This window comes from Acidithiobacillus sp. TH-A36, from assembly GCF_057473445.1.
In genome coordinates this window covers 1-14909 of record NZ_JBYCKP010000313.1, presented here as the reverse complement: position 1 = coordinate 14909, position 14909 = coordinate 1, and the positions used below count along the sequence as shown (strand labels likewise).

Sequence of the window (14909 nt, the reverse complement as noted above, 5' to 3'; positions counted from 1 at the left end):
GGGCCAACCAGATTGTAACGTTTCAGCAAAGCCCGGCTATTGGCGTCATCCCGGGTCACATCCACGCGGATTAATACCCAATTGTGCAGGGCATTTTCCACCTCTGGCGTCGCGAAGGTCACCTTGTCCATGCGTGCGCATTCCACGCACCAGCTGGCCCAATAATCCACCAGGACGGGTTTACCATCAGCCTGCTTCAGTGCAGCATCGAGGGCTTGGGGGCTTTTTACTACGCTAAAGTGCAAAGCAGCCTGCTGTGAGCGGTCTGCACCTTTTCCCGCCTCCAGGACTCTTGAGAACGGCTGTAGCGGATCACTGGCACCGCTCAACGCGCCCATCCCCATCACCAGACCATAGGCAAGCACGAGGATTCCCACGCCTTTCCGGAAGCGTCTCCAGCCTGTGGCTTCAGCCCCCAAAGCGTCCAGCGCCCCCAGGTAGATAGAGGAAATCACGGCCAGAGCTGCCCAAAGCGCCAGACTGACTGCGCCTGGCAGCACCCGGGCCATCAGCCAGATGGCCACCCCCAACATCAGCACGCCAAAAATGGCCTTGACTGCGTCCATCCAGGCACCGGCACGCGGCAACAACCGCCCCGCTGAAGTCCCGATAATCAAGAGGGGTACGCCCATCCCCAGACTCAGGACAAACAGCGACAGTCCGCCCAAAAATACATTACCTGTCTGGGAAATGAACAATAAGGCCCCTGCCAATGGTGCCGCCACACAAGGACCGACAATGAGCGCCGACAAGGCTCCCATGACAAAACTACTGAACAGATGTCCGCCCTTTCCCAAGCCGGAAAGCCGGGTTTGCAAACTAGTGGGCATTTGCAACTCATAAAACCCGAACATGGAAAGCGCCAATAACACAAATATCGATGCGAATGCACCCAGAATCCAGGGGTTCTGAAAAACAGCCTGCAGGTAGGCGCCCGTGATTGCTGCCAACACGCCCGCAATGGTGTAAGTCAACGCCATGCCCAGTACATAAGCCAGCGACAAAGTAAAAGCCCGGGATTTTTGTGTACCCCGTTTGGCTTCCTGACCGACAATCAGCGCTGACAAAATGGGAATCATCGGAAATATACAGGGCGTAAAAGCCAGCCCCAGACCGGCAACAAAAAACAGTCCTAAAGTCAGCCAGAAACTGTCCTGCAGAGCGCCAGCCAGTACTCCGGCATTACTGCTACTTTTTACCTGTGAAGGCCGGGAATGGGGACTGGGTAGCGAAGCGGTCGGTATCGTTGCGGAAGCCGGGGCCTGCAAGGACAACTGTACTGTCTTGCTTTGTTCAGGATAACAAACCCCTGCGTTGGCACAGCCCTGATAAGTGGCTTTGACGGTCAAAGCGCCCGGCGGGGTGCCTTTGACCGAGAAAGGAATGATTACGGTGTTCTCGCCCTCCAGAACCCGCATTTTTCCAAAAGCCGGGTCATTCAGCATCACCCCCTTGGGAAGCGTGTACTTTCCCAACAAAATGCTGGTGGGCAGCACCGATACCTGAATGCGGTCTCTATAGAGGTGATAACCGGGTGCCGCATCCCAGCGCAACTGCAGATGGTCGGGACTGGACAACTTCGCGGAAAAGCTGAACGCCTGATCCGGACTGAGAAAATGATCAGCATGGGCATAACTGGCACTCAGTCCAAATAACAGAACTGCACTACATAAAATAATGAACCTGGCCCAAAGGGTCCTATGTGCCTGCAGAACAACCATGCCGATTTTGCTCCCGAACCTGTGGATGCCCCTCCCGTAGGGGCTTAAAAGGGGAAAGTGTTGCAGCCTACCCTTCTCAGTTACTAGCAACAAGCAGGCCATGGCCTTCCTGAGCAGACCTCACAACCGGCCTTGAAGAAAATTTTGCTGCTCAGGAACTTTTTGAATGGTCCATGCTCCAATCTTATGCAAGCGGCTGTGATAGGTTGCGAGCGCATGTTTCTTCCTCCTTTGGTGGTTTTAGGGCGAATCCTCGGATTTCGCCCTTCTTTTTTCCGACCGGTCGGGATGTTATTTGCAAGAAGCGTTACCTTTTGCTAATATATCCAGGCGATCTGCACCAGCAAGTTTGGATTGCGAGCGCATGTTTCTTTCCTCCTTTGTGGTTTTAGGGCGACTATAGTGTCGCCCTTTTTTTATGTGGAGCCACAGCCATGATCCCTTCTGCCGAACGCGCCTTTACGCTCGTTCATGCCAACGGTGAGCGCCTTGCCGGACTCATTCATGAAACCCATCAAGATCCGGTAGGCATTTTTCTACCGGGCTTTGCTTCCAACATGAATGGCTCCAAATCCCGACTTCTGGCCAAATATGCACAAAATCAGGGTTGGTCGTGGGTGCGCTTTGATCCTCGTGGCGTCGGCCGCTCTGATGGACTTTTTGAACAGCTGACCCTCTCGCGTTATCTGGAAGACCTGCGCCTGATTCTGCAAATGCTGGAAAACCGGCCCGTCATTCTGGTCGGCTCCAGCATGGGCGGCTGGCTGGCCACCCTTGCCGCGACACGCTGGCCGGAACGTCTGCGCGCCCTCCTCCTGATTGCACCCGCCTACAACTTCATTCAGACACTCTTTCAAACCCTTTCACCGGAAGATCAACACAACTGGCAAACCAGCAACCTGCGCGGCTGGCAGGATCATTACGGGCTGGGTGAATTGCGCATGCGCTTCGACCTGGTGGCTGACAGCTGGCGTTATGATTTACTGCGTTTCCCGGTGCATCTGCATTGTCCGGTGGAAATCCTGCACGGGACTGACGATGAAGCCGTTCCCCTGCAGCAAAGCTATCAATTTGCAGCGCACGCCCATTGTGAACAGCTCGCCGTGCGCCCCCTCCCCGGCATCAATCACCGCTTACAGGGTGCGGATCGGGTATTGCTGCAGAGCCTTTCCGGGCTCTGGGGGCCGCTTGCCTAAAGGGCACCGGATGATCGGACAGCGCACTAAAATCATGTAGTGCCCCCTTGACAGCGGAATCTCAGCGCCTATGATTAGCACTCGATGGGTGTGACTGCTAACAACACCCAGGATGAAGACATCCATTCACTTGTAAAAACGAGGAAATGCTCAATGAAACTGCGTCCTTTACATGATCGCGTCGTTATTCGTCGCCTGGAAGAAGAGCAGAAGACCGCCGGCGGAATCATCATTCCCGATACGGCCAAGGAAAAACCCGTGCGTGGCGAAATCGTCGCCGCTGGTCACGGCAAAATTCTGGAAGACGGCAAAGTCCGTGCCCTTGATGTAAAAACAGGGGACCACGTCCTGTTTGCCAAATATGCCGGCACCGAAATCAAGGTGGAAGGCGAAGAGCTGCTGGTGATGCGTGAAGACGACATCATGGCGGTCATCGAAAAGTAAGTGTTGCTGAATATATCAACCCTTATTCATTTATTTTGAGGAGTATTTATGCCAGCCAAACAAGTTGCCTTTGCTGAACACGCCCGCGAAAAAATGCTGCGCGGCGTCAACGTACTTGCCGATGCCGTCAAGGTCACCCTGGGCCCGAAGGGTCGTAATGTGGTGCTCGACAAGTCATTCGGTGCCCCCACCATCACCAAGGACGGCGTCTCCGTCGCCAAGGAAATCGAACTGGCCGACAAGTTCGAAAACATGGGCGCGCAGATGGTGAAAGAAGTCGCCTCCCAGGCTTCCGATGAAGCCGGTGACGGCACCACCACTGCCACGGTTCTGGCCCAGGCCATCATCCGCGAAGGCCTCAAGGCCGTGATCGCCGGAATGAACCCCATGGATCTGAAGCGCGGCATCGACAAGTCGGTCGCCGTTATTGTCGAAGAGCTGAAAAAGCAGTCCAAGCCCTGCAAAACCCAGAAGGAAGTGGCCCAGGTCGGCACCATTTCTGCCAACTCTGATGACTCCATCGGCAAAATCATTGCCGAAGCCATGGAAAAAGTCGGTAACGAAGGCGTCATCACGGTCGAAGAAGGCTCTGGCCTCGACAACGAACTGGACGTCGTGGAAGGGATGCAGTTTGATCGCGGCTACCTGTCCCCCTACTTCGTCAACAACCAGGACAAGATGGTTGCCGATCTGGAGAATCCCTACATCCTCCTGCACGACAAGAAAATCTCTTCCATTCGTGACATGCTGCCGGTCCTGGAGCAGGTTGCCAAGGCCAGCCGTCCGTTGCTGATCATTGCTGAAGACGTGGAAGGCGAAGCCTTGGCTACCCTGGTCGTCAACACCATGCGGGGCATCATCAAGGTTGCTGCTGTCAAGGCCCCTGGCTTTGGTGACCGTCGCAAGGCGATGCTCGAAGACATGGCAATTCTCACCGGCGGCCGCGTGGTCTCCGAAGAAATCGGCATGAAACTGGAAAGCACCACGCTTGCCGACCTCGGTCAGGCCAAGAAAATCGTCATTGACAAGGAAAACACCACCATTATCGATGGTGCTGGTCAGCAGGGCGAAATCAAGGCCCGCGTCGAGCAGATCCGTCGTCAGATGGAAGATGCCAGCTCCGACTACGACCGTGAAAAACTCCAGGAACGGGTGGCCAAACTGGCCGGCGGCGTTGCTGTCATCAAGGTCGGTGCCGGTTCCGAAATGGAAATGAAGGAAAAGAAGGCCCGTGTCGAAGACGCCCTGCATGCTACCCGTGCGGCCGTCGAAGAAGGCATCGTCCCCGGAGGTGGTGTGGCCCTGGTCCGTGCCCGTCATGCGCTGGAAGGCTTCAAAACTGCCAACCACGACCAGGACATGGGTGTGGCCATCATCCGCCGCGCCATTGAAGAACCTTTGCGTCAGATTGTGGCTAATGCCGGCGGTGAAGGCAGCGTCATTCTGAACAAGGTGGTAGACGGTAAGGCTGGTTATGGTTACAACGCTGCCACCGACGAATATGGTGACATGTTCGAAATGGGCGTCATTGACCCGACCAAGGTTACCCGCACCGCGTTGCAGAAGGCCTCCAGCATTGCCGGCCTGATGATCACCACGGAAGCCATGGTCACCGAACTGCCCAAGAAGGATGACAAGGCAGGCGGCGATATGGGTGGTGATATGGGTGGTATGGGCGGCATGGGTGGTATGGGCGGCTTCTAAGCCTCTTCACCCGCAGTCTGTAGCATCAGAAAACCGGCCCCCTGATTGGGGGGCCGGTTTTTTTGCGTAAAAAACCTGTTCCACATTAAGTACCGCATTTGAAATCACCAAATACAGCAGCAACAGAATCAGCCGTATCAAAAAAATTACAGTTCTACAAAAATCCATTCATGATTGTTTTACTTGTAAATTTACCACCATAGCTGAGTTTTTCATGTAAGCGTGGTCATCAATCTGTTACACACAATTGATATGCGCAAAAGAGTCTCCCGCTCAAATAAAATTTAACATGTTGTTATATATAGAGTTTAACAAGTGGCACGATAACTGCTCATGAAGAGCGTACAATCAGCTTCTTGGTGCCAAGAAAATGAACACACTTCATAAGATCACCGTTAATTATAAATGGTCAATATTAGCTCTTGGCTTGATATGTTTTGTGCCTTATGTTGGATTAGCGCAAGCAGATACCCTCGTATCCAGCAAGCAAATCCAGAAAGAAGCAACCCTGTTTCCTCAACAAACGAATTTAAATAAATCGTTTGTTGGAGCGAGCAAAGCAACCCATCAATTTGAAATAGACAGCAAGGTATCCAATCAACAGTTGGCGAGAGTCTCGGGCAAAGGTATTCCGGTTAGCCTGCCTACGATAGGACGGAACACCAATGGAGTAGTTCTTTGGGATGAACTGCAGACGCGCTCTGGCGGCGGTAAAACCTCCATTGAATGGAGCGGCGGGAACAATCTGCAAAGCATCAGCATGTCCACAAATCGCTAACAATTTTCAGATAAAGGGAGCCGAGAGCAATGAAGTCAGAATTTCTTGTAGGGTTGGCCTTGATTTTTGCCGGATTTTCCGTGAGCGCTACAGCAGCCCCTCAGACAGCACCCGTAAATCATTCGAGCACCGTTATTGAAGGGAATGCGTTTGTAAACGGTACAGGTGTTATGGCTATTAATGAAGTTGCAGGAGCAGGTAATGCTCAAGCCAACAGCGTCCAAATGGTTATTGGTGCTATCAGACCTGTATCAAATAACATTTTGTCGCAAAGCGTTACAAATACTGATTCAGCCACAAAAGACCCATCGTCAACACCCAACAGTTTGAATAGTGTGGTCATCAGTCCCACAGCTTTTAAAGGAGCTGAAGGCATTGCTCAGATCAATCAGGTATCAGGATCAGGCAACACCTCAGCAAACAGTTTCGCCCTCGGGATAGCCCCCGGGGTGATTCACTAGGCAGTATCAACATCGTTGTTATGTGTATAACACCCACTCAAGGAGAATAGTATGAAAACCTCTATCAAGTTAAGTCCAGTTGCCATTGCCATTGCCGCCCTCGTGGCCGCGCCCATGGCGTTCGCTGCAGGTGCCAGTGTCAACAACGGCCAGCAGAGCAGTAGCAATACCCAGATTTCTGTTATGAACTCCACCAACCATGCCAACATGCTGGGCAATGCCGGTGCGGGCAGTGTTGGCAACGTTGGCGTCAATATCGCCACCGGTAACCAGAACCAGCAGTCCAACGCTGGCTCCCTGGCCGCCAACGGTAAGATCCATGCCGCATCAACTGCCGCTGTTTCTGCCACCCAGGGTCAGGGCCGTAATCTTGCCATCCAGATGGTTAATGGTAGCAACAATGTCAACATGACCGACCATGCGCTCTCTGGTGCCTCCGGCAACATTGGTGCCAATATGGCCTCCGGCATTTTCAACCAGCAGCAGAATAATCTGGCCGTGTCCTCTGCCAAGAAGGCCGTGAGCTCCACCGCAACGACCAGCACCAGCCAGAATCTTGGTCAGAATTTGAGTGCCAGCGTCTATAACTTTGGTAGCCAGGGAAATGCCAACAACACCCAAATCGGCGGAAGTGCGTTAAGCAACACTGCAGGCAACATCGGTGTCAACCAGGCTGCGGGCATTAGCAACCAGCAGAGCAACTCCATGGCGCTGGCTTCCGTGAGCAAGAAAACGACGAAGTCTGACGCTTCCACCTACACCGCGCAGAGCCAGGGGCAAAACCTTGCGATACAGGTGGTGGGTGGTGCCAACGCTGTCGACCTGACTGCACACGCTCTGCAGGGAGCCGCTGGCAACATCGGTGTAAACATGGCCTCGGGCAGTTTCAACCAGCAGCAGAACAGCACCTCCATAGCCAGCGCTGCCAAAAAAGCTGGCATGGTTGACTCGGCCACCAACACCAGCCAGAACATGGGTAGTGAGGCCAACCTCAGCACCCTGAACTATGGCCACATGGTCGGTGGCAGCAATGAAACCGGTGTTTATGGGAATGTACTAAGCAATGCTGCCGGCAACATTGGTCTCAATCAGGCTGCCGGTATCAGCAATCAGCAGAGCAACTCCCTGGCCATTGCCACTGGCAGCAAGAGCTATGGTGCCACCGCCACTGCAGGTACCAGCCAGTCCATGGGTGGAGTCCTCAGTTCACAGGGCATCCCTGTAATTTTTGGGCCTTTGGCCTGGTATCTGTCCTACCAGAACAATGCCGCCGGAATCGGCAGCAATGCCCTGCAAGGTGCCACTGGCAACATTGGCGTGAATCTGGCTTCGGGTGCCAACAATCAACAGGGTAACTCTACCGCTCTGAGCTACGTCAGCAAAGGGAAGAGTCATTCTTGGGGCACCGCCATAGCTGCTGCCCAGCAGCTTTCGGTCAGCAACATTGCCTCTGATACCAAAACCACCGATTCCAGCTTCATCAATGGCAATGCAGCAGAGAATGCCGTCGGCAATATCGGCATCAACGTGGCCACCGGAGTTCAGAACCAGCAGCAGAATGGGCTGGCACTGGTTTCAGTTGCTTCTACCCACGCCATGGCAACGGCTTGTGCGCCAGTCAGTCAGATGGCCTATACCAATCTTGGTGGTACCGTGGCCTCGACCTATACCAGCAGCGTCAGCGGCAATGCCTTGCAGAATGCTTCCGGTAACATCGGTCTGAACGTCACCGCAGGCAACGGCAACCAGCAGTCCAATACCATGGCAATTGCCAGCGCTCAGTAAGCACCAGATGAAACTTCGCCACCCCCTATGGGGTGGCAGTTTTACAAAATTCATCAGGAGGCTGCCATCATGTATAAATCCAAAGTAATACGTCCTTTTGTCTTGTCCAGCCTGATCATGGCAGGGGTGTTTGCTCTTACCCAAAGCAGTGATGTCAAGGCAGCAGCCTTTGGCGGGATAATTCCTGGAGCAGGCGTCATTCGTCTACCTGTCACGAACATGATAGGCATGCATTTTATTCATGTCGTTCGGCAACACACAGACTTTTCCTGTGGAGCCGCTTCATTGGCAACCATCCTCAAATACGCATTCGGCCAGAATGTTGACGAAGAAGAGGTCATAAAAGGCCTGTTCACCGTGAGCGATCCAGCAGAAGTTAAAAAAGTCGGATTTTCCATGCTGGATCTTAAAAAGTATGTAGACAAGATCGGGCTAAAGGGCGATGGATACATTGTCACTCCCGCAGAGCTCGAAAATATTCATATTCCGGTCATAGTGTTATTGGATCTTGGCGGCTACAAGCACTTTGTTGTTCTTGAGAAAACGGGAGCAGAACACGTCTATCTGGCCGATCCTGCCCTTGGGAATCGTATCATGCCTAAAAAACAATTTCTTAAAGACTGGAACAAGATTGTTTTTGCAGTATTCGGGAAAGGCTTTGAACCACATTCGGTGCTTCTCAGCCCACCAGAACCACCCAGCGCACTTAAACTGCTGCATGGCATTTTACCCAACACAAAAGTATCGCCGGCACACTTTGGTTTTGATCAGGCAAATTACTTTTAATCATAAATATATACTTGAGAGAGGCACATCATGAACGAATATCTACTACATAAAACGGCTGTAGTGGCGGGTTGTTGTATGGCTGCCTCGTCGCTACTCCTCAGTCCAGCAGCGTTGGCACTCCCCTTAACACAGGTGCTACCAATCAGTTTCAAACCGGTTTCCGATCAAGCCTTGTCAAAAATTGTGGGACGCGGCGTCATTGGTGGCTCCATCGTTTATTTTGGCGTGGAAATGCAAACTAACTGGACCTCTGAAAATAGCCAAACACCCATGCGCAGCACCATGAATGTCGCACTAAACAGTTCTGGGAATATTTTCTTACCCACTATTACCTATTCTGTAAATGGTAACCTGCCGCAAGCCACCCGAAGCACCAATAACCAAGTTGATGGTAGCGGAATTAATAACACCAGGGGAGTTACCCAAGCTATTCAAATTGCGGGGAATAGCAATTCCATTCAGAACGGAATGTCATTGAATGTAGTTAAAGGCACACCGGACACTCCCATCTCTGGAACAGCCCTAACGGAAGGAGTAAACAATATAAACAATTCGACTACCATGACTGTACAAAATAATGGACAGTTATCCATGGCAATCAATAATGGAGGGGCATCTGTTCGTCAAGGCATAGGACCCAATGGATTATTCCAAATAGCTCAGGTGGGCACCAATTTAAACATCATACAAAATCAGATGAAGCTGACCTTGGGTGTCAATCAAAACAAAGTAAATACCCAGAACATCGCGCAGTTACAGTCAATTTTGGGCAGTATGCGTGGATTAACTGCTGCGCCATAAAATATTTTTAGTGAATTTAAAAAGGGGGAATAACTTAATCTAAGTTATCCCCCTGTTTTTCCACTATTAAATCACATCAGAAATTATAAGGGATAGTGGCCGTAAGCTGAAAACTCGGCGCACTGCTTGTCATTCCCGCACCAAGATTCATAATCACTGAAGATTTCGAGTTAAAGGCATAAGTCATTCCAACATTGGCAATGGCAACATTAGCTCCACTTCCAACCAGTGTCGTCCATGGGCCACCTGGAGTCCTGATTTGCGTGTCAGACTGAATACGGTCGGCAAAAGAAGTACTCAGACTCAGTCGATCATTCAAGGCAAAAGCCACTCCCAAACTGTATTGAAATGCATTTCCCAATGCGACTTCCCCGGGCTGAATCTGATCCATTGCCGTACTGATATCAGGAAAATTTTTATTGAAATTATAATAATAACTGACACTTCCAAAAAAAATCGCCGGATCCGAGGTGGCCACAAAAGAGAGCCCCGGGTTCAAGGTCCAAACGCCATTACCAGTGGGTAAATTAGTAGGGACGATGAGATTAGAGTTGCCGGCGTCAGGTTGGTAGACCTTTATTCCATAGGGATTTATGCCAGTAGGTGCAGTAAGCAGAAGACTGGCTGTCAAACTGGGCCAGTTTTTACTTTCATTAAAAATCTGGTAATAACCACCAAAACTGATATCCCCAAGACGCGGACCACCCGAGGAAACCGTCGCTTGGCTGTAGCTTTTAGACGCATCCTGTGCACCGCCAATCTGGTAAACACTCTGACGATAGACAATCGGCACGTTCAGCACCAACTGCAAACGATTGGAGACAGGATAGTAGGCTGATTCAGTGAACGTATAAATATTTGAATTGACTTTTGAAATATTTATATTTCCTAGAAAAATAGCGCCCAGGGCAAGAAAACCATTGAGATTCAACGTGTTTTGATCTGAGTAGGCATAGGAAACGCTGGATTGCAGCGTTAATTGCGGATAAAAGAAATCTGAATTTTGTTGCAGAATCGCTTTTTTGCTGGCGGATTCTGGTGGAGCCTTGAGAGTTTGGTCTGCCGCACTGGCTTCCATAGAGGTTAATCCACTCAACACTGTCAGAGCAAGGCCAAGTACAAATCGATTTCGCATACTTAAGATACTCCTAATGTTTCTATTTCTCGTGCCATATGTCTGATGCAGTACACTTTCTGTCAAACATGTCTTTAGCGAAAATGATAACCCAAATAGAATTTTTTGGATACCCGGAGAAAACATATCCGGCAACCTGCTTCCTCTGCTCACCTCTAATGCATTATTGATACTCAAGAAGCACAAAAACAGGCTGCTGTAACGTGGATGAAACACTCAAAATAAATTTGTAACATATTGAAAAACTGTAATTAATAGCAAACATTCAACCATTGTTGTATTACTTTAGATATTTTTTTCTTGGTCGATGATACAACTAAATCGTATCTTACTGAAAAAACAATATATTTAAATTGGCATATTATTTGCTTTTGTTTTATGGACACCACAAAATGGTTGGGATAAACATGCTAGAAACAAGAACTGAGCAGGAATCAAATGAAAATGTGGTCACCGCATTGCATCCACAAAAAAATAAAATATTTGCCAGTCATAATACAGCAAATAACGAAAGACTAAAATTACAAAGAAATGCAGACAAGAAAGTTTACATCCCTGTTTACAGCAAATTTCTCATTGCCCAATTCGGTGCCATTTTATGGGTTTCATTCAGCATCTGGATCGCCCTCCCGTGGATAGATAGTCTCGCCGATTTATTTGGATGGGTGCTGACCATATTCGCGATTGGTGGCATGGCCATCGTCCCTGGATATATTTCAGGTATTATCATATTCAGCATTCTTCTGGATCGAAGACCTCCAATGAACACACCGAGTGAGCTACCGGCAGTGAGCATATTAATTGCTGCCTACAACGAGGAAAATGCTATTGAGGACACTCTGAAATCCATTCTTAATCAATTTTATTCAGGGATCATGGAAATCATTGTTATTGATGATGGATCTACCGATAAAACGACAGATATTGTCGAAAAAATTACTGACCCAAGAATAAAGCTCATCAAACAAAAGAAAAATCAGGGAAAGGCCAGCGCGCTCAATGCAGGCTTGGCCATAGCTTCGCATGGCATCATCATCACCGTTGATGCCGATACGTTTCTGTACAAGGACGCCTTAAAATATATTGTGGGTCGCTACCTTGGAGACCCGGAGGGTACTGCTGCAGTTGCTGGAGCAATTGCTGTACGCAACTCAAGAAAATCATGGATCACCAGAGTACAGGAATGGGATTACTTCCACGGCATTGCGGTAGTCAAAAGAGTTCAGAGTCTTTATCAGGGTACTCTGGTTGCGCAGGGTGCATTCTCCTTGTATCAACGCGACCTGGTCAAGGAAATGGGCGGATGGGCTCCTTGTGTTGGAGAAGATATCGTTCTTTCCTGGGGATTACTAAAGCAAGGTTACCGGATTGGTTATGCCGAAAATGCCATTGTATTTACCAACGTACCTGAAACTTACAAACAGCTTTTTCAACAACGCCGGCGCTGGGCACGCGGCATGTTTGAAGCAATACGGGCACATCCTGGCATTTTTTTAAAAAGAAGAATAACTCTCCAGTTCGTTTTCATGAATATGTTATTTCCATGGCTGGATCTTAGTTATCTCTTGTTTTTTATCCCGGGGCTTATTGCCGCCTGCTTTGGATTTTTCCTGCTTGCCGGACCAGTAACCCTCTTGCTATTACCTTTGGCAGCACTGAATAACGTCGTGATTTTCTCGGTACAAAGCACCATGTTTAAAGAACGCGGAATACACATTCGCAAAAATCTTCGTGGCATGTTTCTCTATGTGTTTCTTTCGCAATTACTTATGTCTCCAGCATCGCTCGCCGGTTATGGTTCAGAATTGTTAAGCCTGAGAAAAAAATGGGGTACCAAGTGAAAAAAAAACCTATCCAAACCATGGCAGTCATTGCTGGGCTGATCTTTTTTTCTGGTGCTACTGTTGCAGCTGCAGACCCGGGACATGATATCCGGCTGGGACGCGAAGCTTTGACACAAGAACATCCTGATTTGGCTTTGTCTTATTTTCGTAAAGCCAGAGATGAAATCCGTCGCCATCCCGACAAATACCATGATGATCAGCTTGCCGCCCTGTCTGGCCTTGGGTATGCCGCACTTTGGGTTGGTAATTCTCACGAAGCAGAAAACGCCTATTCCCAGGGCATCACCATCGCCCATAGTCCTGGGGATCAAAAAACCATGCGGGTGGGTTTAGCCAGGGCACTCATCAATTTAGGACGTCAAAGAGAAGCTTATGATATTTTAAAACCGGTTCGCAGCATGGGTGCGGGCCCGCAATTGCAATCTGCCATTGCCAGCGCCTTATTGAGTTGGGATACCATTGCCTGGAAACATCTGGACCTGGCCGCACCCCATGGGGTTTACCCTGGACCTCAATGGCAAGCGCAGCTTTTCAGGCAAACCTCTGATTTTGTGTACTATCCTTTGCATGATCGTATTAACGTGGGCTATCAGTACAGCAGTGATAGCGACCACAACATCAATCAAACATACCAGGCCGGGGTCACCATTCCCGGCGTCGGACTCGGTGACAACAGCCTCAGTCCCACCATGTGGTATGCAGGCTTTCGCCAAACGCAAATAAACGACAGCGATGGTCAGATTGGCCTTTCGACCCTGGAAGGTGGCTGGTCTGCACCCATAAATACCAACTGGAATTACAGCATACTTGGCGGAGTCAGCACCGCGAGAAACTGGACTTTTGGAAGGCTGGCAGGACAGCTGAATTATCAGCCCAGCGATTCCTGGGGTCTCAACCTCAGCTTTGATCGACAACCTATTCGTACGGTTACTGCCGTGGAAAATAAAATTCTCGTCAATACGGTCAGTTTGGGGGGCTTCGGACGCCTCAGAAATATCGGCACCGTGGGCGCCGCTTATTTTCACCAGGCTTTTAGTGATGGCAACCAGCGTGACGGAGTAGTCGTTCGTGTTACCCCTGAGTTTTACAGCTTTAGCAGCCTGCCCATCAGTGTTGGTGTTCAGGGATATTTCAGGGCTTATACCAGCGGAACGCCTTTGCGAATCTCAATCAACGGCTCACCAACAAACGCATATTTCAGCCCCCATCACTACAGGGAAGCATTAGGTTATATTATTTACGTGCAGAAATTCTCTCCATACTCGGTGATGCGTCTTTATGCAGGATATGGGGACCAGACTATAGACGGTATCACCACGCCCATAACTGACTTTTACGGCACTATTACCGGCATTGTTTCGACGCATTTACAGTTCAGTCTCACCGGGGGCTATTCTCAGGTAGCCAGTGCTTATGGTGGGGGGGCTGGTTATCATCGGAGTTATGTGGGAGCCAGTCTAACAATACCGTTTTAAGCGCAATGCTGTATCCGCTTACCCATGATGCAGGCAGGGCTATGGCGGGTTCATGGTCATCGTGTCTGGGGCTTGCCGTCGAGATAAGCGGTTAGTGCCCGGCAGGTTTTCTGGAAATTTTGCGGTATTGCTGCCGTTTGGTTCCAGATTGATTTTTCCGAGATGCTTGCGGCGGTGGACTGGTCATCGACAATGACAATTCGCGTCTGCAGTTGGGCATCCTGCGCATCACATCTATCCACTTTCGTCTGCATCGCTCCTGTCGATCTGTGTGTGTATAGCACTGCCTTTACTGATTGCTTCGCCAGACGCTTCTTCCATGACGAATAATTCCCAGTACCGGGTGCGCTGGCGTTTCTTGGCCTTGGACTGGTACAGGGCCTGGTCGGCATAGCGCAGCAGAGTCTCGAAATCACCCGCATAGTCTGAAGGATACAAACACAGCCCCATGCTCAGACGGACCCCGACCACAACACCCGATTGCAGATGAATGGGTTCATTCACGGTGACCTCGATTTTGACCAGAATCAGTTCCAGCTCCTCGAAGTGGTTGAAGCCTTCAATCAGCAGCACAAATTCATCTCCACCCAGACGCGCCACATAGTCGCTGCGGCGCAGGGCGGCGTGCAGGCGGCGGCCCACCACGCGCAACACATGGTCCCCCGCCTCGTGGCCGTAAAGATCATTGATGGGCTTGAAATGATCGAGGTCAATCATGCAGATGGCCAGGGCGCCGTGGCCGCGCTGGACGCGGGGCAAGGTAACGGCCACCTGGT

General features: G+C 50.3%; 14 protein-coding genes. 10 read left to right on the top strand and 4 right to left on the bottom strand.

The window, feature by feature from the left end; translation table 11 throughout:
• Nucleotides 1–1721 (bottom strand): protein-disulfide reductase DsbD (gene dsbD / locus AC2VLY_RS08395; protein WP_486922086.1); only part of this gene is annotated, 1721 nt, incomplete at its 3' end.
• 434 nt (nucleotides 1722–2155) lie between these two features.
• Here dsbD and AC2VLY_RS08390 point away from each other — a divergent pair.
• From AC2VLY_RS08390 to AC2VLY_RS08355, 8 genes are all read left to right on the top strand, one after another.
• Nucleotides 2156–2917 carry an alpha/beta hydrolase gene (locus AC2VLY_RS08390; RefSeq protein ID WP_486922085.1) on the top strand — a complete coding sequence of 254 codons (762 nt, stop codon included), beginning with the start codon at nucleotides 2156–2158 and terminating at the stop codon, nucleotides 2915–2917.
• Between the two features lie 153 nt (nucleotides 2918–3070).
• Nucleotides 3071–3361, top strand: coding sequence for a co-chaperone GroES (gene groES / locus AC2VLY_RS08385; protein ID WP_193651004.1), 291 nt, complete (start codon nucleotides 3071–3073; stop codon nucleotides 3359–3361).
• Between the two features lie 48 nt (nucleotides 3362–3409).
• Nucleotides 3410–5065, top strand: a complete 1656-nt coding sequence (groL, locus tag AC2VLY_RS08380; protein WP_193651003.1) for a chaperonin GroEL — start codon at nucleotides 3410–3412, stop codon at nucleotides 5063–5065.
• Nucleotides 5066–5435: 370 nt separating this feature from the next.
• Nucleotides 5436–5843 (top strand): hypothetical protein, encoded by a 408-nt coding sequence (locus tag AC2VLY_RS08375; RefSeq protein WP_193651002.1) that lies wholly within the window; start codon nucleotides 5436–5438, stop codon nucleotides 5841–5843.
• A gap of 29 nt (nucleotides 5844–5872) precedes the next feature.
• On the top strand, nucleotides 5873–6304 hold the full coding sequence (locus tag AC2VLY_RS08370) for a hypothetical protein (RefSeq protein WP_486891717.1): 432 nt from the start codon (nucleotides 5873–5875) through the stop codon (nucleotides 6302–6304).
• Nucleotides 6305–6355: 51 nt separating this feature from the next.
• A complete protein-coding gene (locus tag AC2VLY_RS08365; RefSeq protein WP_193651000.1) occupies nucleotides 6356–8089 on the top strand; it encodes a hypothetical protein in 1734 nt (577 codons plus the stop codon).
• A gap of 69 nt (nucleotides 8090–8158) precedes the next feature.
• The gene (locus tag AC2VLY_RS08360; RefSeq protein WP_486891716.1) at nucleotides 8159–8875 is read left to right on the top strand and encodes a C39 family peptidase; all 717 of its coding nucleotides are present in this window, start codon (nucleotides 8159–8161) and stop codon (nucleotides 8873–8875) included.
• 30 nt (nucleotides 8876–8905) lie between these two features.
• Nucleotides 8906–9679 (top strand): hypothetical protein, encoded by a 774-nt coding sequence (locus AC2VLY_RS08355; RefSeq protein ID WP_193650999.1) that lies wholly within the window; start codon nucleotides 8906–8908, stop codon nucleotides 9677–9679.
• A gap of 76 nt (nucleotides 9680–9755) precedes the next feature.
• Here the strand turns inward: AC2VLY_RS08355 and AC2VLY_RS08350 are convergent, their stop codons facing one another.
• The gene (locus AC2VLY_RS08350; protein WP_193650998.1) at nucleotides 9756–10814 is read right to left on the bottom strand and encodes a transporter family protein; all 1059 of its coding nucleotides are present in this window, start codon (nucleotides 10812–10814) and stop codon (nucleotides 9756–9758) included.
• A gap of 407 nt (nucleotides 10815–11221) precedes the next feature.
• Between AC2VLY_RS08350 and AC2VLY_RS08345 the strand changes: the two genes are divergently transcribed.
• The gene (locus AC2VLY_RS08345; RefSeq protein ID WP_486922084.1) at nucleotides 11222–12655 is read left to right on the top strand and encodes a glycosyltransferase family 2 protein; all 1434 of its coding nucleotides are present in this window, start codon (nucleotides 11222–11224) and stop codon (nucleotides 12653–12655) included.
• A complete protein-coding gene (locus AC2VLY_RS08340; protein WP_486894258.1) occupies nucleotides 12652–14133 on the top strand; it encodes a tetratricopeptide repeat protein in 1482 nt (493 codons plus the stop codon). Before AC2VLY_RS08345 ends, AC2VLY_RS08340 begins: the two co-directional genes overlap by 4 nt.
• A gap of 56 nt (nucleotides 14134–14189) precedes the next feature.
• On the opposite strand, the gene AC2VLY_RS08335 is transcribed toward AC2VLY_RS08340, so the two are convergent.
• Nucleotides 14190–14375: a hypothetical protein gene (locus tag AC2VLY_RS08335; protein WP_486894256.1), complete on the bottom strand. Its 186-nt coding sequence runs from the start codon at nucleotides 14373–14375 to the stop codon at nucleotides 14190–14192.
• A partial coding sequence (locus AC2VLY_RS08330; protein WP_486922083.1) for a GGDEF domain-containing protein occupies nucleotides 14368–14909 on the bottom strand: 542 nt, incomplete at its 5' end. The genes AC2VLY_RS08335 and AC2VLY_RS08330, both read right to left, overlap by 8 nt.

What these genes read in the sequence shown, in the direction of transcription:
- AC2VLY_RS08345 (WP_486922084.1), top strand. Translation starts at nt 11,222, where the DNA reads ATGCTAGAAACAAGAACTGAGCAGGAATCAAATGAAAATGTGGTCACC.
- AC2VLY_RS08360 (WP_486891716.1), top strand. Translation starts at nt 8,159, where the DNA reads ATGTATAAATCCAAAGTAATACGTCCTTTTGTCTTGTCCAGCCTGATC.
- groL (WP_193651003.1), top strand. Translation starts at nt 3,410, where the DNA reads ATGCCAGCCAAACAAGTTGCCTTTGCTGAACACGCCCGCGAAAAAATG.
- AC2VLY_RS08390 (WP_486922085.1), top strand. Translation starts at nt 2,156, where the DNA reads ATGATCCCTTCTGCCGAACGCGCCTTTACGCTCGTTCATGCCAACGGT.
- AC2VLY_RS08365 (WP_193651000.1), top strand. Translation starts at nt 6,356, where the DNA reads ATGAAAACCTCTATCAAGTTAAGTCCAGTTGCCATTGCCATTGCCGCC.
- AC2VLY_RS08355 (WP_193650999.1), top strand. Translation starts at nt 8,906, where the DNA reads ATGAACGAATATCTACTACATAAAACGGCTGTAGTGGCGGGTTGTTGT.
- AC2VLY_RS08375 (WP_193651002.1), top strand. Translation starts at nt 5,436, where the DNA reads ATGAACACACTTCATAAGATCACCGTTAATTATAAATGGTCAATATTA.
- AC2VLY_RS08350 (WP_193650998.1), bottom strand. Translation starts at nt 10,814, where the DNA reads ATGCGAAATCGATTTGTACTTGGCCTTGCTCTGACAGTGTTGAGTGGA.
- groES (WP_193651004.1), top strand. Translation starts at nt 3,071, where the DNA reads ATGAAACTGCGTCCTTTACATGATCGCGTCGTTATTCGTCGCCTGGAA.
- AC2VLY_RS08370 (WP_486891717.1), top strand. Translation starts at nt 5,873, where the DNA reads ATGAAGTCAGAATTTCTTGTAGGGTTGGCCTTGATTTTTGCCGGATTT.